This is a genomic window from Streptomyces sp. NPDC001492, from assembly GCF_053597275.1.
The window spans coordinates 83,468-106,729 of sequence record NZ_JBSFHW010000009.1 but is presented as its reverse complement, the minus strand read 5'-3'; the positions used below and the strand labels follow the sequence as shown (position 1 = coordinate 106,729).

General features: G+C 71.5%; 24 protein-coding genes. 8 read left to right on the top strand and 16 right to left on the bottom strand.

What is annotated here, in order from left to right; translation table 11 throughout:
• Positions 1-35 precede the first annotated feature (35 nt).
• Positions 36-722 (bottom strand): TetR/AcrR family transcriptional regulator, encoded by a 687-nt coding sequence (locus tag ACWC1K_RS14300; RefSeq protein ID WP_450831274.1) that lies wholly within the window; start codon positions 720-722, stop codon positions 36-38.
• Positions 723-892: 170 nt separating this feature from the next.
• Here ACWC1K_RS14300 and ACWC1K_RS14295 point away from each other — a divergent pair, with 170 nt between their 5' ends.
• Positions 893-1,342 (top strand): nitroreductase family deazaflavin-dependent oxidoreductase, encoded by a 450-nt coding sequence (locus tag ACWC1K_RS14295; RefSeq protein WP_450695345.1) that lies wholly within the window; start codon positions 893-895, stop codon positions 1,340-1,342.
• On the opposite strand, the gene ACWC1K_RS14290 is transcribed toward ACWC1K_RS14295, so the two are convergent.
• Positions 1,332-2,567, bottom strand: a complete 1,236-nt coding sequence (locus ACWC1K_RS14290; RefSeq protein ID WP_450831273.1) for a geranylgeranyl reductase family protein — start codon at positions 2,565-2,567, stop codon at positions 1,332-1,334. The two genes, ACWC1K_RS14295 and ACWC1K_RS14290, sit on opposite strands and share 11 nt — an antisense overlap.
• Before the next feature lie 132 nt (positions 2,568-2,699).
• On the opposite strand from ACWC1K_RS14290, the gene ACWC1K_RS14285 reads away from it, so the two are divergent.
• Positions 2,700-4,055: a M20/M25/M40 family metallo-hydrolase gene (locus tag ACWC1K_RS14285; RefSeq protein WP_450831271.1), complete on the top strand. Its 1,356-nt coding sequence runs from the start codon at positions 2,700-2,702 to the stop codon at positions 4,053-4,055.
• 117 nt (positions 4,056-4,172) lie between these two features.
• Here the strand turns inward: ACWC1K_RS14285 and ACWC1K_RS14280 are convergent, their stop codons facing one another.
• Both ACWC1K_RS14280 and ACWC1K_RS14275 read right to left on the bottom strand, forming a co-directional pair.
• A complete protein-coding gene (locus ACWC1K_RS14280; protein WP_450831269.1) occupies positions 4,173-4,748 on the bottom strand; it encodes a HutD/Ves family protein in 576 nt (191 codons plus the stop codon).
• A 180-nt stretch (positions 4,749-4,928) separates the two neighbouring features.
• A complete protein-coding gene (locus tag ACWC1K_RS14275; RefSeq protein WP_450831268.1) occupies positions 4,929-5,255 on the bottom strand; it encodes a hypothetical protein in 327 nt (108 codons plus the stop codon).
• 329 nt (positions 5,256-5,584) lie between these two features.
• Here ACWC1K_RS14275 and ACWC1K_RS14270 point away from each other — a divergent pair, with 329 nt between their 5' ends.
• On the top strand, positions 5,585-6,640 hold the full coding sequence (locus ACWC1K_RS14270; RefSeq protein WP_450831267.1) for a protein kinase family protein: 1,056 nt from the start codon (positions 5,585-5,587) through the stop codon (positions 6,638-6,640).
• Here ACWC1K_RS14270 and ACWC1K_RS14265 read toward each other — a convergent pair.
• From ACWC1K_RS14265 to ACWC1K_RS14245, 5 genes are all read right to left on the bottom strand, one after another.
• Positions 6,540-6,878 (bottom strand): ABC transporter ATP-binding protein, encoded by a 339-nt coding sequence (locus ACWC1K_RS14265; protein ID WP_450831483.1) that lies wholly within the window; start codon positions 6,876-6,878, stop codon positions 6,540-6,542. The two genes, ACWC1K_RS14270 and ACWC1K_RS14265, sit on opposite strands and share 101 nt — an antisense overlap.
• A gap of 122 nt (positions 6,879-7,000) precedes the next feature.
• Complete coding sequence (locus tag ACWC1K_RS14260) at positions 7,001-7,219, bottom strand: hypothetical protein (RefSeq protein WP_450831265.1); 219 nt, start codon at positions 7,217-7,219, stop codon at positions 7,001-7,003.
• A gap of 88 nt (positions 7,220-7,307) precedes the next feature.
• Positions 7,308-8,351: an NUDIX hydrolase gene (locus tag ACWC1K_RS14255; RefSeq protein ID WP_450831264.1), complete on the bottom strand. Its 1,044-nt coding sequence runs from the start codon at positions 8,349-8,351 to the stop codon at positions 7,308-7,310.
• Positions 8,352-8,498: 147 nt separating this feature from the next.
• Positions 8,499-8,705 (bottom strand): hypothetical protein, encoded by a 207-nt coding sequence (locus ACWC1K_RS14250; RefSeq protein WP_450831262.1) that lies wholly within the window; start codon positions 8,703-8,705, stop codon positions 8,499-8,501.
• A complete protein-coding gene (locus ACWC1K_RS14245; RefSeq protein WP_450831261.1) occupies positions 8,702-9,685 on the bottom strand; it encodes a TIGR01777 family oxidoreductase in 984 nt (327 codons plus the stop codon). The genes ACWC1K_RS14250 and ACWC1K_RS14245 overlap by 4 nt, the downstream gene beginning before the upstream one ends.
• 281 nt (positions 9,686-9,966) lie before the next feature.
• Here ACWC1K_RS14245 and ACWC1K_RS14240 point away from each other — a divergent pair, with 281 nt between their 5' ends.
• On the top strand, positions 9,967-11,988 hold the full coding sequence (locus ACWC1K_RS14240) for an NPCBM/NEW2 domain-containing protein (RefSeq protein WP_450831260.1): 2,022 nt from the start codon (positions 9,967-9,969) through the stop codon (positions 11,986-11,988).
• 42 nt (positions 11,989-12,030) lie between these two features.
• Here ACWC1K_RS14240 and ACWC1K_RS14235 read toward each other — a convergent pair whose 3' ends face one another.
• Positions 12,031-12,978, bottom strand: coding sequence for an ROK family protein (locus ACWC1K_RS14235; RefSeq protein WP_450831259.1), 948 nt, complete (start codon positions 12,976-12,978; stop codon positions 12,031-12,033).
• A gap of 260 nt (positions 12,979-13,238) precedes the next feature.
• Here ACWC1K_RS14235 and ACWC1K_RS14230 point away from each other — a divergent pair, with 260 nt between their 5' ends.
• Positions 13,239-14,288, top strand: coding sequence for a LacI family DNA-binding transcriptional regulator (locus ACWC1K_RS14230; RefSeq protein WP_450831257.1), 1,050 nt, complete (start codon positions 13,239-13,241; stop codon positions 14,286-14,288).
• Between the two features lie 6 nt (positions 14,289-14,294).
• Positions 14,295-15,050, top strand: coding sequence for a hypothetical protein (locus ACWC1K_RS14225; protein WP_450831255.1), 756 nt, complete (start codon positions 14,295-14,297; stop codon positions 15,048-15,050).
• A gap of 21 nt (positions 15,051-15,071) precedes the next feature.
• Here ACWC1K_RS14225 and ACWC1K_RS14220 read toward each other — a convergent pair whose 3' ends face one another.
• Positions 15,072-16,961, bottom strand: a complete 1,890-nt coding sequence (locus ACWC1K_RS14220; protein ID WP_450831253.1) for a serine/threonine-protein kinase — start codon at positions 16,959-16,961, stop codon at positions 15,072-15,074.
• 96 nt (positions 16,962-17,057) lie between these two features.
• Positions 17,058-18,362 carry a DUF6986 family protein gene (locus tag ACWC1K_RS14215; protein ID WP_450831251.1) on the bottom strand — a complete coding sequence of 435 codons (1,305 nt, stop codon included), beginning with the start codon at positions 18,360-18,362 and terminating at the stop codon, positions 17,058-17,060.
• A 209-nt stretch (positions 18,363-18,571) separates the two neighbouring features.
• Here ACWC1K_RS14215 and ACWC1K_RS14210 point away from each other — a divergent pair, with 209 nt between their 5' ends.
• A complete protein-coding gene (locus ACWC1K_RS14210) occupies positions 18,572-19,495 on the top strand; it encodes an endonuclease/exonuclease/phosphatase family protein (RefSeq protein WP_450831249.1) in 924 nt (307 codons plus the stop codon).
• A gap of 58 nt (positions 19,496-19,553) precedes the next feature.
• On the opposite strand, the gene ACWC1K_RS14205 is transcribed toward ACWC1K_RS14210, so the two are convergent.
• The 4 genes from ACWC1K_RS14205 to ACWC1K_RS14190 all read right to left on the bottom strand — a co-directional run bounded on the left by ACWC1K_RS14205 (position 19,554) and on the right by ACWC1K_RS14190 (position 22,732).
• Positions 19,554-20,516 (bottom strand): electron transfer flavoprotein subunit alpha/FixB family protein, encoded by a 963-nt coding sequence (locus tag ACWC1K_RS14205; protein ID WP_450831247.1) that lies wholly within the window; start codon positions 20,514-20,516, stop codon positions 19,554-19,556.
• Between the two features lie 72 nt (positions 20,517-20,588).
• On the bottom strand, positions 20,589-21,377 hold the full coding sequence (locus tag ACWC1K_RS14200; protein WP_450831246.1) for an electron transfer flavoprotein subunit beta/FixA family protein: 789 nt from the start codon (positions 21,375-21,377) through the stop codon (positions 20,589-20,591).
• A 220-nt stretch (positions 21,378-21,597) separates the two neighbouring features.
• A complete protein-coding gene (locus tag ACWC1K_RS14195) occupies positions 21,598-22,113 on the bottom strand; it encodes a flavin reductase family protein (RefSeq protein ID WP_450831244.1) in 516 nt (171 codons plus the stop codon).
• Between the two features lie 205 nt (positions 22,114-22,318).
• A complete protein-coding gene (locus ACWC1K_RS14190) occupies positions 22,319-22,732 on the bottom strand; it encodes a TlpA family protein disulfide reductase (RefSeq protein WP_450831482.1) in 414 nt (137 codons plus the stop codon).
• Positions 22,733-22,807: 75 nt separating this feature from the next.
• On the opposite strand from ACWC1K_RS14190, the gene ACWC1K_RS14185 reads away from it, so the two are divergent.
• Positions 22,808-23,224 (top strand): DUF4395 domain-containing protein, encoded by a 417-nt coding sequence (locus tag ACWC1K_RS14185; RefSeq protein ID WP_450831242.1) that lies wholly within the window; start codon positions 22,808-22,810, stop codon positions 23,222-23,224.
• The last annotated feature ends 38 nt before the right edge of the window (positions 23,225-23,262 follow it).

Below are 23,262 nucleotides of genomic sequence, written 5' to 3'. Positions count from 1 at the left end.
GTACTCCCCGGGAAGTACGACACCCGCGCCTGCGTTCACCTCAGCCCGACACCGAGGGCGAGCTGCCCCGCGGCATGCCGGAAGAACGCCGCCCGGTCCTCCACGACCCGGTGGAACTGGCCGAACAGCTCGAACCCGATCAGCCCGAAAAGCTGGGCCCAGGCCGCGACGAGGGCGGGGGCGACGGTGGGTGGCAGGTCGGAGGCGAAGTCGGCTGCCATGCGCTCGGCCTCGGGCAGCAGTTCGGCCGGGAGAACGGGCAGGGCCAGGCCGGGGCCCAGCCGGGCGTCGCGGACGATGCCGATCAGGACGAGGGCGACGCGGGCGGCGGCCGGGACGGTGGTCTCGGGCGCCTTGTAGCCGGGGACCGGCGAACCGTAGATCAGCGCGTACTCGTGCGGGTGCGCGAGGGCCCACTCGCGCACGGCCTCGCACACGGTGGTCCAGCGCTGCACGGGTCCGGCATCGGCCGCGGCGGTGTGCGCCACCTCGGCCGCCTCGCCCACGGAGTCGTACGCGTCGATGATGAGGGCGGTCAGCAGGTCGTCGCGGCTCGGGAAGTAGCGGTAGAGCGCGGAGGAGGCCATGCCGAGCTCGCGCGCCACGGAGCGCAGCGAGAGCTTGGCGGCACCCTCGGCCGCGAGCTGTCTGCGCGCCTCCTCCTTGATGGCGGCGGTGACCTCGATCCTGGCCCGGGCGCGGGCGCCGTGTGCGGTGCTCATGGGGAACAGTCTCCCATGGAACGAGAGCACTGCACACAACTGAGAGCAGCGAACAAAAAAGAGAGCACCGCTCTTGCTTTTGTTCGCCGATCCCGTGCAGACTGTTCATCAAGCGAGAGCAGCGCTCACAAAAGTGAGCGGCGATCTCTCAGTTACCGATGGGGGTCCTCATGTCCACACACGTCAAGAAGCCCGGCTGGTTCACCGTCAACGTCTTCAACCGCGCCGTGGCGTGGATGACCCGCCGCGGCATCAGCGTCTGGGGCTCACGGGTCCTGGCGGTCCGCGGACGCAAGAGCGGCGAGTGGCGCACCACCCCCGTGAACCTGCTGACGGTGGAGGGGCAGCAGTATCTGCTCGCCCCGCGCGGTCACGTCCAGTGGACGCACAACATGCGGGCGGCGGGCGGCGGCGAGCTGCGCCTCGGCAAGAACGTGGACGTGTTCACCGCGACCGAGGTCGCCGACGACGACAAGGTCCCGCTGCTGCGCGCCTACCTCAAGCGCTGGAAGGCCGAGGTCGGGGTCTTCTTCAACGGGGTCGGCCCCGACTCCCCCGACGCCGATCTGCGCCGCATCGCCCCGGACCACCCGGTCTTCCTGATCACGGTCAGGAGCTGACCTCGCCGCCGGCCACGGGACGCCGGTCGAGCGCGGTCAGCGCCCGCTGGGCCATCGGATGGGTGCGCACGATCTCGGCGAGGGACGTCGAGCCGCGCGTGATGTCCCGGAACGCGTTCCACGCGGGCCGGAACCCGGTCAGCGCCGCGTGGAACAGGCCCGGCCGGCGCTCGAACGCCGTCATCAGACGCTTGCCCACGCTCATCTCGATGCCGAGCCCCGCCTTGATCGCGAACGCGTAGTTCAGGGCCTGGCGCCGGGTGTCCACCGCGTCGTGCGCCTCGGCGATCCGCACCGCCCACTCCCCCGCGAGCCGCCCCGAGCGCAGCGCGAACGAGATGCCCTCGCGGGTCCACGGTTCCAGCAGCCCCGCCGCGTCCCCGCACACCAGCACCCGCCCGCGGGACAGCGGCGAGTCGTCGGCCCTGCACCGGGTCAGGTGGCCCGAGGAGATGCTCGGCTCGAACCCGGCGAGGCCGAGCCGTCCGATGAACTCCTCCAAGTACCGCTTGGTGGCCGCTCCTTCACCGCGCGCCGAGATCACCCCGACGGTGAGCGTGTCCCCCTTGGGGAACACCCACCCGTAACTGCCGGGCATCGGGCCCCAGTCGATGAGCACCCGCCCCTTCCAGTCCTCCGCGACGGTCTCAGGCACCGGGATCTCCGCCTCCAGGCCGAGATCCACCTGGTCCAGCTTCACCCCGACGTGCGCCCCTATCCGGCTGGCGCTGCCGTCCGCGCCCACCACGGCCCGCGCGAGCAGCGTCTCGCCGCCCTGCAGGAACACGGCGACCGTGCGCCGGTCCGGCACCGCCGAGCCGTGCTGCTCCACGCGCTGCACCGTGACGCCGGTGCGCAGCTCGGCGCCGGCCTTCTGCGCGTGCTCGACGAGCTGCTGGTCGAACTCGGGCCGGTTGATCAGCCCGAACAGCATCTGCTTGGAGCGCCGGGTGCGGGTGAAGCGCCCGTTGCTGGAGAACGTCACCGCGTGCACCCGGTCCCGGAAGGGCAGCTCGAAGCCGGGCGGCAGAGCGTCGCGCGAGGGGCCGATGATCCCGCCGCCGCACGTCTTGTAGCGCGGCAGCTCGGCCTTCTCCAGCAGCAGGACGCTGCGTCCCGCGACCGCCGCCGCATAGGCGGCCGAGGCCCCCGCGGGTCCCGCGCCCACCACGACGACGTCCCACACCCGCTGCACGTCGTCCGCCGAAGAGTTCTCGCTGCTCACGATGGTCTACTGCTCCCGATCAAGCCGCTGCCGCACCTGTCCCCCGCATCCTACGGCGGACATCACCGCAGGCCGCTGTGGGAGGATCCCGATATCCACACGTACAACGTCGCACCTACAAGGAGCGTGCCCATGTCGTCGAATCCGGTCGCCGAGACCGTCGCCTCGCTGATACCGAGGGCGCAGACGGAGCTCGCCGAACTGGTGGCGTTCAAGTCGGTGGCGGACTTCGACCAGTTCCCCAGGAGCGAGAGCGAGGGCGCCGCGAACTGGATCGCCGACGCGCTGACCGCCGAGGGGTTCCAGGACGTCGCCCTCCTCGACACCCCCGACGGCACTCAGTCCGTGTACGGCTACCTGCCCGGCCCCGAGGGCGCCAGGACCGTCCTCCTCTACGCCCACTACGACGTCCAGCCGCCGCTGGACGAGGCCGCCTGGACCACCCCGCCCTTCGAGCTGACCGAGCGCGACGGCCGCTGGTACGGGCGCGGCGCCGCCGACTGCAAGGGCGGCCTGATCATGCACCTGCTCGCGTTGCGCGCTCTGAAGGCCAACGGCGGCGTGCCCGTGCACATCAAGGTCATCGCCGAGGGCTCGGAGGAGATGGGCACGGGCGGTCTGGAGCGGTACGCCGAGGCCCACCCCGACCTGCTGGCCGCCGACACCATCGTCATCGGCGACACGGGCAACTTCCGGGTGGGCCTGCCGACGGTCACCTCCACACTGCGCGGCATGACCCTGGTCCGCATCCAGATCGACACCCTCCGGGGCAACCTCCACTCCGGCCAGTTCGGCGGCGCCGCCCCCGACGCCCTGGCCGCGCTGATCCGCGTACTGGACTCGCTGCGCGCGGAGGACGGTTCGACCACCGTCGACGGGCTCACCCCCGAAACCCGCTGGAACGGCCTGGAGTACGACGAGGAGCAGTTCCGCCAGGACGCCAAGGTGCTGGACGGCGTGCAGCTGATCGGCTCCGGCTCGGTCGCCGACCGCATCTGGGCGCGCCCGGCCGTCACGGTCCTCGGCATCGACTGCCCGCCCGTCGTCGGCGCCACCCCGTCGGTGCAGGCGGGCGCCCGGGCCCTGGTCAGCCTGCGGGTGCCGCCGGGCGTCGACGCGGCCGACGCCACGAAGCTGCTGCAGGCCCACCTGGAGGCGCACACCCCGTGGGGCGCCCGGGTGCGCACCGAACAGGTCGGCCAGGGCCAGCCGTTCAGCGCCGACACCGGCAGCCCGGCGTACGCGGCGATGGCCGAGGCAATGGCGGTCGCCTACCCCGGCCAGGAGATGCAGTACGCCGGCCAGGGCGGCTCGATCCCGCTGTGCAACACCCTTGCCGCCCTCTACCCGCAGGCGGAGATCCTCCTGATCGGCCTGAGCGAGCCGGAGGCCCAGATCCACGCGGTGAACGAGAGCGTCTCGCCCGAGGAACTGGAACGGCTGTCGGTGGCGGAGGCCCTGTTCCTGCGCAACTACGCGGCGAACTGACGGCCCCGGAACGCGGAAAGGGCCCTCGCCTGCCGGCGGGGGCCCTTTCCGCGTCCGCCGACTACCGGATGCACTCTTCCTGTGCTCCGGACCGGCCGCCGCTTCGCACCCCCTGAACTACCCCTCCGCGGCTGTACCGGTGAGGGTGACGAGCGCCGCGATGCCGGTCACCTTGAGAGCCTCGTCGCGGGCGTCGGTGATCAGGGCCCCGTCGAAGCGGTCGAGGACCAGCCCGGACGCCTCCAACACCGCGGAGCCGTCCAGTACGACCGCGAGGAGCGTCGTCCCGGCGAGAGCGGGGAGCGCCACCCGGTCCCGTACGATCTCGACCTGCGCGGTGGCCCGTCCGCGCCGGACCATCACGTTGAAATCGACGAGCGGGCCGCCCAGCAGCCGGCAGTCGGTGGCGGCATCCCCGGAGAAGGCGAAGGGGACGTACTGCTCGGCCACGGTGTGCGAGGTGCCGTCGACGGTCAGCACCATGCCGGGGCCCTCGACCAGAGTGATGATCCGGTCGACATCTTCGAAGCGGGAGAACGGTCCCGGCTCGGCCACGTCGGCGAGACTCACCCGCCACGCGAAGTCCGACATCCCCGCCCGGCTGGGGGAAGAGGCGATCTCGCGGGTCAGTCCGCCCCCGTTCTTCCACGGCACGGCCGGGCGATCGTCCGCTCTCAGAACACGCACCGTCATCTCACACCCCTACTCGTCCAGGAGCCGCGTCGGCGGCCACGCCGGCACCGATCACCTGGCCCGGCACCAGGATAGGCAAGCCCCTGAACGCCACGCGCGCCGCGCGCCAGGCACCTGGCGCGTGGGGCCCCGCCCTCGGCAAGGGCCCCACGTTCCAGGCGGCGCCAGTCGCCTACCCGGTCACTCGAGTTCTCGCGGCTTCGCCGTACCAGCCGCGAGTTCGCGCTGCCTGGCGGCCAGTGCCCTCGCCAGCATCTTCGCCCGGTAGGGGTTCTCCGAGCGGAGGGCCTTCGCCACGTCCACGGCCTCGTCCAGTAGGGCCAGCCGCCGCTCGGGCAACTCACGCACCAGGGGTGAGCCGCTCTCCTCCACCAGGACGTACACCAGCTTCGACCCGTACACCTCCGGCTCGACCCGCGTCAGCAGTCGGTAGATCCACAGCCCCTCGGCACCCCGCACCACCCGCCGGTTGGCACTGAGCAGCCGGACTTTCGCCAGCACAACCATGTCCCGGTCCATCGATCCCCTTCGTCCGCCCCTCTCCGACCGGTGCGTGTCACACGGCGAGACAGCACGGCGAACGCACCGGCAGCCGATGACGGTTGCCGGCACGTGGGCCGGAGAGTGGATGACGACGAGTCTGCGGGTACGGCACCACCCGCCACAAGGCCGAACGGGCGTGCGCTACGTCCTACCGAAAGCCTCTCCGACCAGGCATGATGGACCTGACACTCGCTCAAGCCCCGTCCGCGGGCAGGCGGTCACGATCGCACACGCGAGGACGGCACTTCCCCGATCGGCAGACAGACCCCTCCGTCACCCTGACCATGGAGGTCATGTCCTCCGCCGCGCGCCGCGCCGCCCACACCGACCTCGCCACCTCCCTGGCCCTGCTCAGCGACCGCGAACTGGCGGACCTCCTGGACTCGGGAACGCCCGCGGGCGTCGGCATCGGCGGGCGCTACCAGCTGGTCGAGGTGGACGGCAGGCGGGTCTTCGTGAAGCGGGTGCCGCTCACGGACGTCGAGTTGCGTCCCGAGAACGCGCGGTCCACGGCGAACCTGTTCGAGCTGCCGGCCTTCTGCCACTACGGCACCGGCCGCAGCCCCGGCTTCGGCGCCTGGCGCGAGCTGGCCGTGCACACGATGACGACGAACTGGGTGCTGGGTGACCGCTTTCCGGGGTTCCCGCTGATGCACCACTGGCGGGTACTGCCGGACGCCGTACAGCCCCTGCCCGAGGAACTGGCCGACGTGGAAGGGACGGTGGCCTACTGCGGCGGCTCCCCGCAGGTCCGTGAGCGCCTGGAGGCCCTGCGGACGGCCTCCGCGAGTCTGACCCTGTTCCTGGAGTACTTCCCGTACACCCTCCACGACTGGCTCGACACACAGGTGCGCACCGCCGACTCGGACCGGATCTGCACCCAGGTGGACGGCTGGCTGGGCGCGCTCACCGGCTTCCTGCGCGAAGCCCAACTCCTGCATTTCGACGCCCACTTCCAGAACGTCCTCACCGACGGCAAGGACTTCTTCCTGGCGGACTACGGGCTCGCGTTCAGTCCGCGGTTCCGGCTCTCCCGGCAGGAGCGCGCGTTCTTCGAGCGGCATCGCGACTACGACCTCGTCTACAGCCGCGCCCACCTGGTGAACTGGCTCGTCACCGCCCTGTACGGATACGACCGGCAGGAGCGGGAGGCCTTCGTGCGCGCCTGCGCGATCGGCGCGCACGCCGACGGCGTCCCCGAGGCCGCCGCCGCGATCATCGAGCGTGACGCGACCCTGACCGCCGTCGTCAACGGCTTCCTCGGCCGGCTGCGCACGGAGAGCAGGCTGACCCCCTACCCGTTCGAGGAACTGCGGCTCGCCTACAACAGCTCCACGCTCTCCGCGTAGCGACAGGCGACCGGGTTCCCGCCGCCCCGTCGACCAGGGCGGGCACCTCCTCGACGCAGGCTGTCCGTTCGCTCTCCGCCAGCCGGTTCGCGAACTTGGGGCGGCGGGTGCGGAAGCGGCAGTCGCTCGGCGGGCGGACCGGGCTCGGCACGTCCCCCTGGACGGGGATGCGGGTGCGGGCGCGCTCCTTGCGCGGGTCCGGGAGCGGGACGGCGGAGCCGAGGGCTTGGGTGTACAGGTGGGCAGGGGCGGCGGGCAGGGGCGAGTCCGACCAGGCGGCCGAGGTACGTGACCGCCACCCGGCCGGCCATGTGGCGCATCACCGACAGATCGTGGGCGACGCACAGGACGGGGGTGCTCTTACGGAGTCCTCCTCGGCGGTGGGTCGAGTGGGGGTGCGGGCGTCGTTGTGCAGGCGAAGCGGGCCGGGGCCTCGGAGTCGGCACCGACCGCGTCGAACGCCTCCGCGGCGCCGGTGGCCGCGCGTTCGTCGGCGAACCGGCGGGCGCTGAGGTGCTGGTCGTGTCCGGGTTCCGTGGTGTCGCGGGCCTCGCGGCGCAGGGGGCAGCGCGGGGCCAAGGGGCAGCTGGTCGGCAGGTTCAGCAGAGAGGGCGGGGAGCCGGTGATCGGGGTGAGTCGTCCTCCTCGCGGTCCAGTTCGCCGCAGGTCAGCCGACCGGGACGCCCGCCTCCAGGTAGAGCGCCGCCCCGCGCTCGCGCGCCCGCAGCGCCCAGCGCAACCGCTCGTAGCGCACCGGTGGCAGCAGGTCCGCGGCCTCCTCCTCGGTGGCGAACCGCCAGTCGCGCAGCTCGGGTCCGGGCAACAGGAGCCGTCCTGCCTCTGCGGAGTCGAGGCGGCCGCCGTCGAAGAGGAGGCGCAGTCCGCCGTAGCCGGGCGGTGCGGGGGCCTCCCAGTCGACGACCAGAAGGCGGGGGACCTCGTCGAGGTGGATGCCGGTCTCCTCGACGACCTCGCGCATGCCGGCGCGCGCGGGCGCCTCGCCGGGTTCGACGACACCGCCGGGGAACTCCCAGCCGGCCTTGTAGGTGGGGTCGACGAGGAGGACGCGGTCCTGCTCGTCGAAGAGGAGAACGCCGGCGGCGAGCGTCTCGGCGGTGGGTTCGGGGGTTTGCACTATGTCACACACCACCACCTCTCCCGTGCTGACGGCCTCGGCTATGCGGAGCGCACTCTCATATGGACTGAGGGCCCCGGTGTCGACGGGATAGGCATCGGCGGTGAGCCAGGAGGCGAGCGCGGCACGGTACGGCTCGATGTGGTCGTACGACCACTGCCGTACCCGCATCTCGCCGTCCGGCAGGTCGGGCGGCACCTCCCGGCCGGCTATTCGCTCCCGCAGGATCGTTTCCGCCGGAGCGAGGAGGACATGCCGGACGGAGATACGGCGTGCCGCGAGGCCGCCGAAGATCTCGTCGCGGTACTCCTGGCGCAGCAGGGTCATCGGAACCACCAGGGTTCCGCCCAGTTCGGCGAGCATCGCGGCCGCCGTGTCGATCACGAGACGTCGCCAGATCGGCAGGTCCTGGTAGTCGCCGACCTCGGCGAGGTGTTTGGGCGGCAGCAGGTGCGTGAGCGCCGCGCCGATCACCTCGGGGTCGAAGAGCGTGCTGTTCGGGATCAGCTCGATCAGTTCCCGTGCGGTGGTGGTCTTCCCCGCACCGAACGCGCCGTTGATCCAGACGACGGTCACAGGTCCCCCTCTTCTATTGGCCCCCTGAGGCTTGCCCGCTCCACCCTGCCACGGAAACCAGCCCCAGTTGAGGGCGCACAAAAGGGGGCGCCGGTGCCCCTGCTACAGGGGCACCGGCGCCGCGATCCGGCCTCGACCGCGCCGGCGCTACTGGCCGAGGGTCTTGCCGGGGCCGGCGAGGCCCTCCTCGCCGGTGGTGTGGGTGACCGTGCCGACGGTGTCCTCGACGCCCAGGTCGCCGAGCGTCTGGTGATCACCGAGCACCTGGTGGTCGGCGTGTTGCGAGGGGCTGATGGCGGCGACCACGAACCCGGTGGCGAGGGAGGCGATGGCGAGCATGCTGCGCTTCTTCATGCCCGGTTCAACTGTGAAACCGCCCGCGGGTCACGCCCACGTCCGTCGCGCACCTGGCGTACCAGGTCGGCGGCGGCCTCGGGCCACCGGGCGTACTCGAAGGCGAAGCCCGCTTCGCGCAGGCGGCCGGGGACGACCCGGCGGCTCTTCAGCAGGAGTTCGGTGTCCGAGCGCAGGGCGAAGGCGCCGAGTTCCGCCATCCAGCGCGTGGCGGGCAGTCCGACCGGCATGCCCCAGGCAGTGCGCAGGGCCCGCATGAAGGCGCGGTGCGGCAGCGGCCCTGGAGCGGCGAGGTTCACCGGCCCGGCGAGGTCGTCCCGGTCGAGGAGGAACTCCACCGCGCGGACGAAGTCGCGCTCGTGGATCCAGGAGACGTACTGGGCACCGCCCGCGACCGGGCCGCCGAGGCCGAGCCGCGCCAGCCACAGCAGGACGTCGAAGACTCCGCCGCGATCCGGGCTCATCACCATGGCGGAGCGCAGGGCGACCTTCCGGGTGTGGGGCGTGTCGGCGTCCTCCAGCGCCCGCTCCCAGTTCCTGGCGATCTCCACGCTGTAGGCCCAGTAGCCGGGGACGTCCGGCTCGCTGCCGCCGATCTCGCCGGTCGTCTCGTCGTTGGGCGCGTCGAAGCGGTGGGCGTAGACCGTGGCCGTACTCATCTGGAGCCAGACGCGGGGCGGCTGCGCGGCCGCCGCGATCGCCTCGCCGACGACCCGGGCCGAGTTCACCCGGGAGTCCATCATGGCCTTCAGGTTGGCCGGGGTGTACCGGCAGCTGACACTGCGCCCCGCCAGGTTGATCACGACGTCGCTGCCGGTGATCTCCTCGGCCCAGGGGCCCAGGTGCTCCCCGTCCCATCGGACCTCGCCCTGGCGCACCGGCCGCCGGGTGAGGATCACGACCTCGTGACCGGCGGCTGTCAGCGCGCGCCTCAGGACCGTGCCGACCTGCCCTGTTCCGCCGGGAATGACGATCTTCATCAGGCTTCCCCCTTCGTATGACGGAAGCCTAACCGAAAAACTTGAACGCGTTCAAAATTTCCCGCGCTCCGCAAGTACATCCGATGACCTGCCCCAGCTCCGGACTGGACCAACAGGTCAAACGATCACCGTGCGGCCGCGACGACAAGAGTCCCGAGGGAATATCGAACAACCGCTACCTGGCCTCTACCAACAGAGTCCGACACGTTCTAACGTAATCGCGCAGCAATGACGCGGACATGATGTCATCCCACCTTTCGTGTGCTCGGAGGAACGTAACGATGCGTCACCTTCCCACCCGCACAACCCGCCGAAGAGTGGTCGGAGCGCTCGCCGCAGGACTGCTGGGCGCCGCCGGACTCTCCGCGCCCGCCATGGCGGCGGCCACCGCAGCGCCCGCCGCCCCCGCCCTGGCCGACGGCCTCGCCCTCACCCCGCCGATGGGCTTCAACAACTGGAACTCCACGCACTGCCGTGCCGAGTTCAACGAGTCCATGGTCGAGGGCATCGCGGACATCTTCGTCCAGAAAGGCCTCAAGGACGCCGGGTACCAGTACGTCAACCTCGACGACTGCTGGGCCCTGCCGGCCCGGGACGCGAACGGCAAGCTCGTACCGGACCCGGTCCGCTTCCCCAACGGAATCAAGGCAGTTGCCGACTATGTGCACGCCAAGGGCCTCAAACTCGGCATCTACACCAGCGCGGGCACGAAGACCTGCGACAGCGCCGGATTCCCGGGCGCGCTGGGTCACGAGTACAGCGACGCCGGGCAGTTCGCGGACTGGGGCGTGGACTACGTCAAGTACGACAACTGCAACAACCAAGGTGTGGACGCCAAGTTGCGCTACACGACCATGCGCGACGCACTCAAGGCGACCGGTCGGCCGATCGTCTACAGCATCTGCGAATGGGGCCAGAACAAACCCTGGGAATGGGCGGCCGACGTGGGCCACCTGTGGCGTACGACGGGCGACATCAGCGACAACTGGGGTTCGATGCTCTCCATCCTCAAGAAGAACCTGCCACTCGCGCCGTACGCGGGCCCCGGGCACTGGAACGACCCCGACATGCTGGAGGTCGGCAACGGCGGTATGACGGACACCGAGTACCGCTCGCACTTCTCGATGTGGTCGATCATGGCCGCCCCGCTCCTCATCGGCTCCGATCTGCGCAGGGCCTCCCAGGCGACCTTCGACATCCTCGACAACAAGGAGGTCGTCGCCGTCGACCAGGACCCGCTGGGCAAGCAGGGCACGGTCGTCTCCTCCCAGGGCGGGCGCTGGGTCGTCGCCAAGGAGATGAAGGACGGCAGCCGCGCGGTGGCCCTCTTCAACGAGTCGGGAACCGCCCAGCGCATCAGCACGACCGCCCAGGCCGTGGGCCTGCCCGCCGCCGACGCCTACACCCTGCGCGACCTGTGGCAGCACAAGAGCTACAACACCGCAGGCACCGTCTCGGCAACCGTTCCGGCGCACGGCACGGTCCTGGTACGGGTCTTCGCCGACCCCAAGTGGGCAGCGCACCCGCCCGCCGTCGAACTCGGCCCGGACGGCAGCCCGTTGGTCGAGGCGGGCAAGGCGGCCGCGCTGACGTCGACCGTCACCGACCTGGGCCGTACGCCCGCCCGGCGCGTGTCCGTCTCGCTGACCGGGCCCCAGGGCTGGGCGGTCGAGGCGACCTCACGGACCACGGCCGCCTCGCTGCCCTCGGGCCGCTCCCTGCGCACCACGTGGTCGCTCACCGCCCCGGCGGGGACGCCGACGGGGTCGTACGAGCTGACCCTCAAGGCGAGTTACCGTTCGGCGAGCGGTGACCGCGTCGACAGCACGGTCCCGCTGACCGCGTCCGTCGTCGTGCCGCCGCCCTCGGGGACGTCAGGACTGGGCGACCTGCCGTGGCTGTCGGCGACGAACGGCTATGGGCCGGTCGAGCGCAACACCAGCAACGGGGAGAGCGCCGCGGGCGACGGTCACCCCCTCACCCTCGGCGGAGTGGTGTACGGCAAGGGACTCGGCGTCCACGCGGAGAGCGCCGTCGAGTACTACACCGGCAAGGCGTGCAGGACGGTCACCGCCGATGTCGGCGTCGACGACGAGAAGGGCGCGAACGGCACCGTCGCCTTCGAGGTCTGGGCCGACGGCACCAAGGTCGCCTCGACCGGTGTCCTGACCAACGCGATGCCCGCCCAGCCGCTCACCGCCGATGTGACCGGCGCCCAGGTGGTCCGCCTGGTCGTCACCGACGGCGGCGACGGCATCGACTCGGACCATGCGGACTGGGCCGACGCGCAGTTGACCTGCTGAGCCCGCTCCGCGGGGCCCGGCAGCCCGTTGTCCACCCGCCCCTCAGACCGCGGCCGCGTCCGCCCGCTTGGCGAGCGCGGCCGCGGCCGCCCCGACCAGCCCGGCGTCCGTGCCCATCTGAGCCGGCGTGATCTCCAGGCGCTGCACGAAGGACAGCGTCGCGTAGTCGCCGAGGGCCTTGCGCAACGGGGTGAACAGCACGTCGCCCGCCTTGCCCACTCCCCCGCCGATCACCGCGATGTCGATCTCGACGAGCGTGGCGGTGGCCGCGATGCCCGCGGCCAGTGCCTGGGCCGCGCGCTCGAAGGAAGCGAGAGCGACCAGGTCACCGGCGCGGGCGGCGGCGGCCACCGCGGCCGCGGAGGTGTCCCCGTCGGGGCCGGGCCGCCAGCCGTTCTCCAGGGCGCGGCGGGCGATGTTGGGGCCGCTCGCGATGCGTTCGACGCAGCCGCGCGAGCCGCAGGGGCAGAGGTCGCCGTCCAGATCGACACTGATGTGGCCGATGTGGCCCGCGTTGCCGGTGGGGCCGGGGTGCAGCTGGCCGTTCAGAACAAGGCCGCCGCCCACCCCCGTGGAGACCACCATGCACAGCGCGTTGTCGTGACCGCGGGCGGCGCCCTGCCAGTGCTCGGCCGCGGTGATCGCCACGCCGTCACCGATCAGCTCGACCGGGAGCCCCCCGGCCTCGTCCTGGACCCGCCGTACGAGCGGGAAGTCGCGCCAGCCCGGCACGTTCACCGGGCTCACCGTGCCCGCGGAGGCGTCCACCGGGCCGGCGCTGCCGATCCCGAGCGCCGTGGCGCGGCCCCACAGGGGTGCGGCGGTCAGCTCGCCGAGGACCTCCCGCACGGCACCCATCACGGTCTCGCCGTCCTGCTGCGCGGGCGTCGCACGCTGAGCGCGCACCACGATCTGGCCGTGGCCGTCCACCAGCGCTCCGGCGATCTTGGTACCGCCGATGTCGAGCGCTGCCACGAGGTCGGTGTGCATCAGTGTCGGATCTCCCCGAAAACCATCGGATCCCCGTCGAACAGGGGAAGTTCCCCCTTCAACTACGGAGATGGGCGGGCCGGTCTGACGGTGGGGGCGCAGGCCGGAGATTGCGATGGACAGTCTCTCGTGCATATGACAACGTTGTCCAGGCTCTATGCTCGACGCCACATCCTCATACAAACTCATGGTCCGACGCATCCCCGTGGACGAGACCCGCGGACGAGACCCGTGGACGAGACAGGACAGGACAGCGCATCGTGCCCGAGACCGCTCGCCGAACAGCCCCCCTCTCCGCAACGCGTTACGGCAACCGTCCCACCATGAAGGACGTGGCGGCGCGCGCCGGAGTCGGCCTGAAGACCGTCTCCCGCGTGGTCAACGGCGAGCCCGGCGTCACCCCCGAGACGGAGCGCCGCGTCCAGGAGGCCATCGACGCGCTCGGCTTCCGCCGCAACGACAGCGCGCGTGTGCTGCGCAAGGGCCGCACCGCCAGCATCGGCCTGGTCCTGGAGGACCTCGCCGACCCGTTCTACGGCCCCCTCAGCCGCGCGGTCGAGGAGGTGGCCCGTGCGCACGGCGCCCTGCTGATCAACGGCTCCAGCGCGGAGGACCCCGATCGCGAGCAGGAGCTGGCGCTGGCCCTGTGCGCGCGACGGGTGGACGGCCTGGTGATCATTCCGGCCGGTGACGACCACCGCTATCTGGAGCCCGAGATCAGGGCGGGCGTCGCCACGGTGTTCGTCGACCGGCCCGCCGGGAAGATCGACGCCGATGTCGTCCTGTCCGACAACCACGGCGGCGCCCGCGACGGCGTCGCCCATCTCATCGCCCACGGCCACCGCAGGATCGGCTTCATCGGCGACATGCCCCGCATCCACACGGCCGCCGAGCGCCTGCGGGGCTACCGGGCTGCCATGGAGGACGCGGGCATCCCGGTCGAGGACTCCTGGATGTCCCTGGGCGTCACGGACCCGCAGCGAGTGCGCAAGGCCGCCGAGGACATGCTCTCCGGCCCCGCCCCGGTCACCGCGGTCTTCGCGGGCAACAACCGCGTGACGGTCACCGTGGTCCGGGTCCTTGCCGAACAGCCCCGCCGCGTCGCCCTGGTCGGCTTCGACGACTTCGAGCTCGCCGATCTGCTGCAGCCGGGTGTCACCGTCGTCGCCCAGGACGCGGCAGCCCTCGGGCGCACCGCCGCCGACCGCCTCTTCCGCCAGCTGGACGGCACGCTGCTCACCCCGGAGCGCATCGAGCTGCCGACCCGGCTGATCACCCGCGGTTCGGGCGAGCTGCCGCCGGCGGAGTGAGCCGCCATGGACGGCGAAGCGGACCACCGCCTCGAAGCGCTGGGCCTCGCAGTGGCCCCGCGTGACCAACCGCTGCTCTACCCGGGTGCCTGGCCCACGCGGTCCGGGCTCCTCGACGGCGACCGGTTCCTGCCCCTCGACCGCCTGGTGCACGAGGACCGCGTCCCCGTGGTGGCGGTCGGCTCCAACGCCTGCCCGGGCCAGCTGCGCCACAAAATGGACGAGTCCGGGATCACCTCGCCCGTCCCGATGGTGCGCGCCCGGGTCACCGGCATCGACGTGGGCGTCTCCGCGCACGTCAGCCGCCTGGGCTATGTGTCCGCGTCACCGGTCGAGGCGCCCGGCACCCTGCGGGAGTTGTTCGTGACCTGGCTGGATGCCGGGCAACTCGCGATGATCGACGCGAGCGAGGGCGTGCCGCTGCGGTACGGCAACTTCCGGCGCGCCTGGCTGCAGGAGCCGCAGGTCCGGATCGAGTTGGAGGACGGGACGCGGCTGCCCGGCGCGTACATCTACGTCAACCGCCGCGGTGTCCTGCGCAACGGCTCGGGGGCGCCGCGCAGGCCGGTCGCTCAGCGGGCGCTGCTCACCGAACTCCTCATCCGTTCGGCCCGGTTGAGGGAGCTGTTCGGTGTCACACCCGAGGAGTTCTGCACCCGGGCGCGTGCCGACGCCGCGCTGTGCGAGCGGGGCACCCGGGTGTTCGCCCACGAGAAGCTGGTGACGGAGTCGGGGCTGGAACGGTACGTGGCGGACGGGTGAGCGTGGCGGGGGTGGCGGGCGTCAGCAGACCGGGAGTCCGGGGATCGGCTGGTCGTTGTCGCCGCCCTTGATGTAGACGTCGCTGACGTAGACGTTGGTGTTGCCGCTGTCGTCGTCCGTCTTCGCCCACCAGACGTTGGTCCACTGGCCGTAGGTCTCGCGCCGGCCCAGGTTCTGCTGGCAGTAGAAGTAGTTGGTACCCGAGCCGAGGACGCCGACCTCGGTGCCAGAGGCCGTGTAGGACTTGGCGGTGCGCCAGACCGTGCAGTCGTACTTGCCGCCGCCCGTGGAGGTGCAGGCCGGTGCCGCGGTGGTCGCGCCCCCGCCACCCGTCGTACCGCCGCTGCCGCCGCCGGTGGTGCCGCCTGACGAAGTGCCACCCGAGGTACCGCCCCCTGTGGTGCCGCCGCCCGGCGACTTCGCCGTGGACGAGGAAGAGGCCCGGCTCGTGGGTGTGGCCCCGCCCTTCCGGCCGGCGGTCTTCGTCGGTGCCGGGGTCTTCTTGTCGCCCTGTTCCGTCGGCTCGGGGCCGTCCGAGTGGTCGGCGTCGGTGCGGTCGGAGGCGGACGCCTGGGCATCCGAACGGGACGCGGAGGGGCGCGTGTTCGCTTCCGTGTTCCGCGCGTTCAGCAGGGCGACGGTGCCGCCGGCCGCCGCGAGGACGACGGTGACGGCCGCGGCGGCGAGCAGGGCGCGGCCCTTGCGGCGCGGGGAGGCCGAGGAGGATATGGGCCCGGTGGGCGCCGTCGCCAGGTCCGGTGCCGGGTGGTGCGGCGCGGGCGGGCCGAAGCCCGGCGTCACGTGTACGGCGTGCGGCGCGGGGGTGGTCCCGGGCGCCGCCTGGTCGTGCCGTCCGGCCGGGTCGGGGGCGGGTGCCGCCGGTCCGCGCTGCTCGCTGGGAGCGGCACCCCGCGTCACTGGCGCCTTCCCCTGCGCGGCTCCCGGCATCAGGAACCCGGGCGGCAGCGAAGGGACGTCCGGTTCCGTCTCAGTGCGCGGTGGCGCGTGGTCGCGCAGGGTCGTCGTCGGTGTGTCCGTGCCGCCCGCGTCCGCCACCGCCTGCAGCAGGGCGCGTCCCTGTTCGGCCTCCGGGCGGGTCTCGGGCCGCTTGTCCAGCAGTTGCTGGAGTACGGGGGTGAGCGGGCCCGCTCGCTCCGGCTCCGGGAGGGGCTCGGTGACGATCGCCGTGAGCGTGGAGTACGTCGAGGTGCGGCGGAAGGGCGAGGAGCCCTCGACGGCCGCGTAGAGCGTGGCTCCCAGGGCCCAGACGTCCGAGGCCGGGCTCGCCTCGGCGCCCTGGGCACGCTCGGGCGCCAGGTAGTCCAGGGAGCCGACGAGGGCACCGCTGCGGGTCAGGTGGGCGGTCGCGCCGTCGCCCGGGTCCTCCATGGCCGCGATGCCGAAGTCCGTCAGGACGACCCGGCCGGACCCTTCGAGCAGGATGTTTCCGGGTTTGACATCACGGTGCAGGACGCCGGCCCGGTGGGCGGCCGCCAGCGCGTCCATCACCTTGGCGCCGATGCCGGCGGCCTCGACCGGGTCGAGGGAACCGCGCTCGCGCAACACCTGTTCCAGGGACGGCCCGTCGACCAGCTCCATGACGATGACCGGGCGGCCGTCGACCTCGGTCACGTCGTGGACGGCGACGACTCCGGGGTGGCGCACCCGGGCCGCCGCGCGCGCCTCGCGCTGCATCCGCAGCCGCAGGTCGGCGAGTTCGGGCCCGTCGGCGTCGCTGTAGGTGCGCAGTTCCTTGACGGCGACCTCACGGCCCAGCACCTCGTCGACGGCTCTCCAGACGATGCCCATGCCGCCGCGGCCGAGTTGGGACACGACGCGATAGCGCCCCGCCAGCAGCCGACCGGTCCCGTCGCCCTGGTTGTTCCCGCCTGAGGTCTCCCCCGAAGACACCGCCCGCCCCGTTCCTGTGACACATCAATGCGTGCCGTACAGACTACGGGGCGGGGGTGACAACGCCGGCCGGTGGTGACTGCTGTGACGGGTCTGCTACTTGGCGGACGCGGTCAGGTCGCCGCGCCGGGGTGCCGCGAATCCCTCCAGATCGGCACGGGTCAGACCGGTCACCCGGGCGACCTCGGCGATGTCCAGCGCACCGCAGTCCAGTCCGCGCAGCAGATAGCCGCTGAGGGCCTTGGCGGTGGCGGGCTCGTCCATGACGTCACCGCCGGCCCGGTTGGCGTAGCGCGCGAGGCGGGCGGCGGCCTGCTCGAAGCCCTCGCGGTAGAAGGCGAAGACGGCCGCGTACCGGGTGGGGATGTGGCCGGGATGCATGTCCCAGCCCTGGTAGTAGGCGCGGGCGAGCGCGCGGCGGGTGAGGCCGTAGTGCAGGCGCCAGGCGTCGTGGACCTTCTCCGTCGGGCCGACCGGCAGGACGTTGGTGGAGCCGTCCGAGACGCGTACGCCCGTCCCCGCCGCCGCGACCTGCATGATCGCCTTGGCGTGGTCGGCGGCCGGGTGGTCGCTGGCCTGGTGGGCGGCGGAGACGCCGAGGCAGGCGCTGTAGTCGAAGGTGCCGTAGTGCAGTCCGGTGGCGCGGCCCTCGGCGGCCTGGATCATGCGCGCGACGGTGGCGGTGCCGTCGGTGGCGAGGATGGACTGGCTGGTCTCGATCTGGATCTCGAAGCCGATCCGGCCGGGCTCGATCCCGCGCGCCTTCTCGAAGGCCTCAAGGAGCCGCACCATGGCGGTGACCTGCTCGGCGTACGTGACCTTGGGCAGCGTCAGGACCAGCCCGTCGGGCAGAGCGCCGGCCTCCACCAGGCCGCTGAGGAAGATGTCGAGGGTGCGGATGCCCCGGTCGCGTACCGGCGCCTCCATGCACTTCATGCGGATGCCCATGTACGGGGCCGCAGTCCCCTTCGCGTAGGCCTCCGCGATCAGGCGGGCCGCGCGGGCCGCCGCCTCGTCCTCCTCGGCGTCCGGGCGGGGGCCGTAGCCGTCCTCGAAGTCGACGCGCAGATCCTCGATGGGCTCGCGCTCCAGCTTGGCGCGCACGCGGGCGTAGACGGGTTCGGCGAGTTCGTCGGACAGGCCGAGGACGGCGGCGAAGGAGGCGGCGTCCGGGGCGTGTTCGTCGAGGGCCGCGAGGGCCTGGTCGCCCCAGGAACGGATGGTGTCGGCGGCGAAGACGTCACCGGGGACGTAGACGGTGTGGACGGGCTGGCGGGTGCCGGGGTCCCCCGGGTAGCGGCGCTCCAGTTCGGCGTCGACCGGGGCGAGGGAGGCGCTGATCTCCTCGCTGATCGCGCCTGCGAGGCTCGTCGCCACCTTCTCCTGCTGGCCCTGACCCATCCCATACCCTCCTGGTTTCCACTGTGCGGAATCAACAATCCGTAGAATGAAGTTATCTGGGCACCTTCCGGTGGTCAACACCATGTCCACCGGGAGCAAGGCCGTGATCTCGGCATGTTCACGCCCATCTCACACCCGGGTAGGACACTTCCCTGCGCACGACTCGCCCTCGCACGACTCGTCCGGCTGCCGCCACCGAAGGAGCCTGAGTGCCGAACCACCGCCGAGTCACCCGCCGTCTGGGCTTCAAGGCCACCTTGGCCGCGGCGGTCACCGTGCCGCTCTCCAGCGCCGCGATCCCCGCCTCGTCCGCCTCGCCCGCGCCGTCCCCCGCGACGCGGGCTCGCCGGGCACCCGGTCTCGAGGTCATGACCTTCAACTTACGTTTCGCGAGCACGAAGGAACCCAACAGCTGGAGCGACCGCAGACCGGTGATGCGCGAGCTGCTGCGTCGCGCGCACCCCCACGTCATCGGCACCCAGGAGGGCCTCTACCAGCAGCTGCGCGACATCGACTCCGACCTCGGCCCGTCCTACGACTGGATCGGCACCGGCCGCGAGGGCGGCAGCCGCGACGAGTCCACGGCGGTGTTCTACGACAACCGGCGTCTGGCCCCCGTCGAGCACTACACCTTCTGGCTCTCCGACACCCCGGAAGTCATCCGCTCGAACACCTGGGGCGCCGCCTTCCCCCGCATCGTCACCTGGGTCCGCTTCCGCGATCTCGCCGACGGCGGACGGCAGTTCTACGTCCTGAACACCCACTTCGACCACGCGAGCCAGTACGCGCGCGAGCGCAGCGCCTCGCTGATGCTGCAGCGGATCGCCCAGCTGGACCGCTCGCTCCCGGCCGTGGTGACCGGCGACTTCAACGTCGCCGCGCACCGCAACCCGGTCTACGACACGCTGGTGGGCTCGGGGCTCCTCGACACCTGGGACGCTGCGGCGCACCGCAGTGCCGCGTACGGGACCTTCCACGGCTACAAGGGGCTCACCCCGAACGGCGACCGCATCGACTGGATCCTCACCACGCCCTGGGTGACGACACACCGTGCCTCGGTGGACACCTTCTGCGTCGACGGCCAGTTCCCGAGCGACCATCTGCCCGTACAGGCCTCGCTCAGCCTGGAATGAGCCGAGGCCCCCGCGACTGTTCGTGCAGTCGCGGGGGCCTCGGCCGGCCTTCGGGTGATCAGCCCTTGCGGGTGTTGATCTCCTCGGTGAGCTGGGGCACGACGTCGAAGAGGTCGCCGACCACGCCGTAGTCCACCAGGTCGAAGATCGGGGCCTCGGGGTCCTTGTTGACCGCCACGATCGTCTTCGAGGTCTGCATGCCGGCCCGGTGCTGGATGGCGCCGGAGATGCCGTTGGCGATGTACAGCTGCGGGGAGACGGACTTGCCGGTCTGGCCGACCTGGTTGGTGTGCGGGTACCAGCCCGCGTCCACCGCGGCACGGGAGGCGCCGACGGCCGCGCCGAGGGAGTCGGCGAGGGCCTCGATGAGCGGGAAGTTCTCGGCGCCGTTGACGCCGCGGCCGCCGGAGACCACGATCGCGGCCTCGGTCAGCTCCGGACGCCCGGTCGACTCCCGCGGGGTGCGGCCGGTGACCTTGGTGCCGGTCGCCTTCTCCGAGAAGGTGACGTTCAGGGCCTCGACGCTGCCGGCGGCCGGGGCGGCCTCCACCGCGGCCGAGTTCGGCTTGACGGTGATGACCGGGGTGCCCTTGACGACACGGGACTTGGTGGTGAAGGACGCGGCGAACACCGACTGGGTGGCCACCGGGCCCTCGTCACCGGCCTCCAGGTCGACGGCGTCGGTGATGATGCCGGAGCCGATGCGCAGCGCCAGACGCGCGGCGATCTCCTTGCCCTCGGCGGAGGACGGCACCAGCACCGCGGCCGGGGAGACGGCCTCGACGGCGGCCTGCAGGGCCTCCACCTTGGGGACGACCAGATAGTCGGCGTACTCGGACGCCTCGTGGGTCAGCACCTTGACGGCGCCGTGCTCGGCGAGCACGGCGGCGGTGTCACCGGCGCCGTTGCCCAGCGCGACGGCGACCGGCTCACCGACGCGGCGGGCCAGGGTCAGCAGCTCCAGGGTGGGCTTGCGGACGGCACCGTCCACGTGGTCGACGTAGACGAGAACTTCAGCCATGGGATTGCTCTCCTGCGGAATGCGAAGTCTGAGGGGCGGAAGGGGTGGTGAGCCTCGAGCGGCCGGTGACCCTTAGATGAACTTCTGGCTCGCGAGGAACTCAGCGAGCTGCTTGCCGCCCTCGCCCTCGTCCTTGACGATCGTGCCAGCGGTACGGGCCGGGCGCTGGGCCGCGGCGTCCACGACGGTGTAGGCACCCTCGAGACCGACCTCCTCGGCGTCGATCTCCAGGTCCGACAGGTCCCACGACTCGACCGGCTTCTTCTTCGCCGCCATGATCCCCTTGAAGGAGGGGTAGCGCGCCTCACCCGACTGGTCGGTCACCGACACGACGGCCGGAAGCGAAGCCTCCAGCTGCTCGGAGGCGGCATCGCCGTCACGGCGGCCCTTGACCGTGCCGTCCTCGACGGAGACCTCGGACAGCAGGGTGACCTGCGGGACGCCCAGGCGCTCCGCGAGCAGCGCGGGTACGACGCCCATGGTGCCGTCGGTGGAGGCCATGCCCGAGACCACGAGGTCGTAGCCGGCCTTCTCGATCGCCTTGGCCAGCACCAGCGAGGTGCCGATCGCGTCCGTGCCGTGCAGGTCGTCGTCCTCCACGTGGATGGCCTTGTCCGCGCCCATGGACAGCGCCTTGCGCAGCGCGTCCTTGGCATCCTCGGGGCCCACCGTCAGGACGGTGATCTCCACGTCGTCGTCGGAGTTCTCGGAGATCTGCAGCGCCTGCTCGACCGCGTACTCGTCCAGTTCGGAGAGCAGACCGTCCACGTCGTCCCGGTCGACGGTCAGGTCATCGGCGAAGTGCCGGTCGCCAGTGGCGTCGGGCACGTACTTCACAGTGACAACGATCCTCAAGCTCACGCCGGCTCTCCTACTGCAATCGTCATTTCGGTGCTGCCTTCTTTCAGGCAGCATAGGCGCCTCAAGCGGCCGATCCCGATCGGGGCGACCCGCGCTCCGAGCGAAATATTACTCGTCAGTACACCCAGTTCGTTCCCGCTAAGCAAGCGCTTTGAACTGTGACCTTTGCAACGCAGCGTAATCGGAACTCGACCGCTTCGCAGGCGGAGCCGACCGGCGGTCAGTCGCGCAGGCCGCTGAAATGCCCCTGGTGGTAGAGGAGGGGACGGCCGGGGCCCGTGGGGTCGCCGAGCACGACCTCGGCCAGCACGATGCGGTGGTCCCCCGCGGGGACCCGGCCCACGATCCGGCACACCAGCCAGGCGAGGACGTCGTCGAGCACGGGGACGCCTTCGGGGCCCGTACGCCAGGCGGTGGGCGCGCCGAAGCGGTCGGCGCCGCTCTTGGCGAAGGTGGCCGCCAGGTCCTGCTGATGCTCGCCGAGTATGTGGACGCCGATGTGGTCGGTCGTCGATATCGCCGGCCAGCTGGAGGCGCCGGTGCTGATGCCGAAGGACAGCAGCGGCGGTTCGGCGGAGACGGAGGTGAGCGAGGTGGCGGTGAAGCCGACCGGGCCGGAGTCGCCTTGCGCGGTGATCACGGCGACTCCCGCCGCGTGCCGCCGGAAGACGGAGCGCAACAGGTCGGGGGAGGCGAGCTGAGGGGTACGGGTGCCGAGGTCGGGCGTGGCCGTCATGGAGTTGTCCTTCTACACGGAGGGGCGGGCGTCGTGGCTGCTCAACAGCTCGGACAGCGCGCGCTCGCAGTGCGGGCGAGGTCGACGTGCACCCGCCCGTAGAGAAGGAGTTCCGTAGGCATACGGTCAGGCTGACGATAGGTGGCGTGCACAGTCAAGTACGTTCCGGCATATGGGAGATGCCTCACCGTCCGCAGCACAGCCGTCAAACCGCCTCCCCCAGTGCGGCGATGACGTCGGCCTTGCGCGGCTGGCCGGTGGCACGCCGTACGACCCTGCCGTCGGCGTCAAGGACCAGCACGGTCGGGGTCTTGAGGATGTCGAGTTCGCGCACCAGGTCCAGGTGGTCCTCGGCGTCGATCTCGACGTGGGTCACACCGGGGACCATGTCGGCGACCTCGCCGAGGACGCGTCGGGTGGCCCGGCAGGGCGCGCAGAAGGCACTGGAGAACTGCACGAGCGTGGCGCGCTCACCGAGTTCCTCGCCCAACTCGGCCACCCCGAGCCGCTTCCCGCCGTCGCGCCCGCGCACGCGCACCCTCCCGTTCCGCTGCCGATGAGTCACTCCGTAGGCGCTCGCCACCACGAGCACCACCGCGCACACCACAAGTCCGGTCATCACCTGCACAAGCATTCACGAGACTGCAAAGATTCCCGACTCCCCGGATCTTTTCCCATACGGAATGCTTGCTTCATGGACATTGATGTGAGAGGCCCCCGCTTCGGGGCGGCCGTGACGACCGTCGTCCTGGCGGTGGTGCTGATCACCGGGAGCGCCTGGCTGCTGGCCTGGCAGACGCTGGCGTTCGCGCTGGGCGCGGCGGGCGGGGTGGGCCGGTCGCCGTACGGCTGGCTGTTCCGCAAGGTGGTGCGTCCCAGGCTCGGGTCGCCGACCGAGTTCGAGTCGCCGGAGCCGCCGCGGTTCGCGCAGGCGGTGGGGCTGGTCTTCGCCGGCGTGGGGCTGGTCGGTTTCGGACTCGGCCCGACCTGGCTGGGGCTGGCGGCGACCGCCGCCGCGCTCGCCGCGGCGTTCCTCAATGCCGCGTTCGGGTACTGCCTGGGCTGCGAGATGTACCTGCTCGTACGGCGGGTGACGGTCCGTACGGAGTAAAGGCGCATTAAAAGTCCGAGGTGGACCAGTTGTCGGAC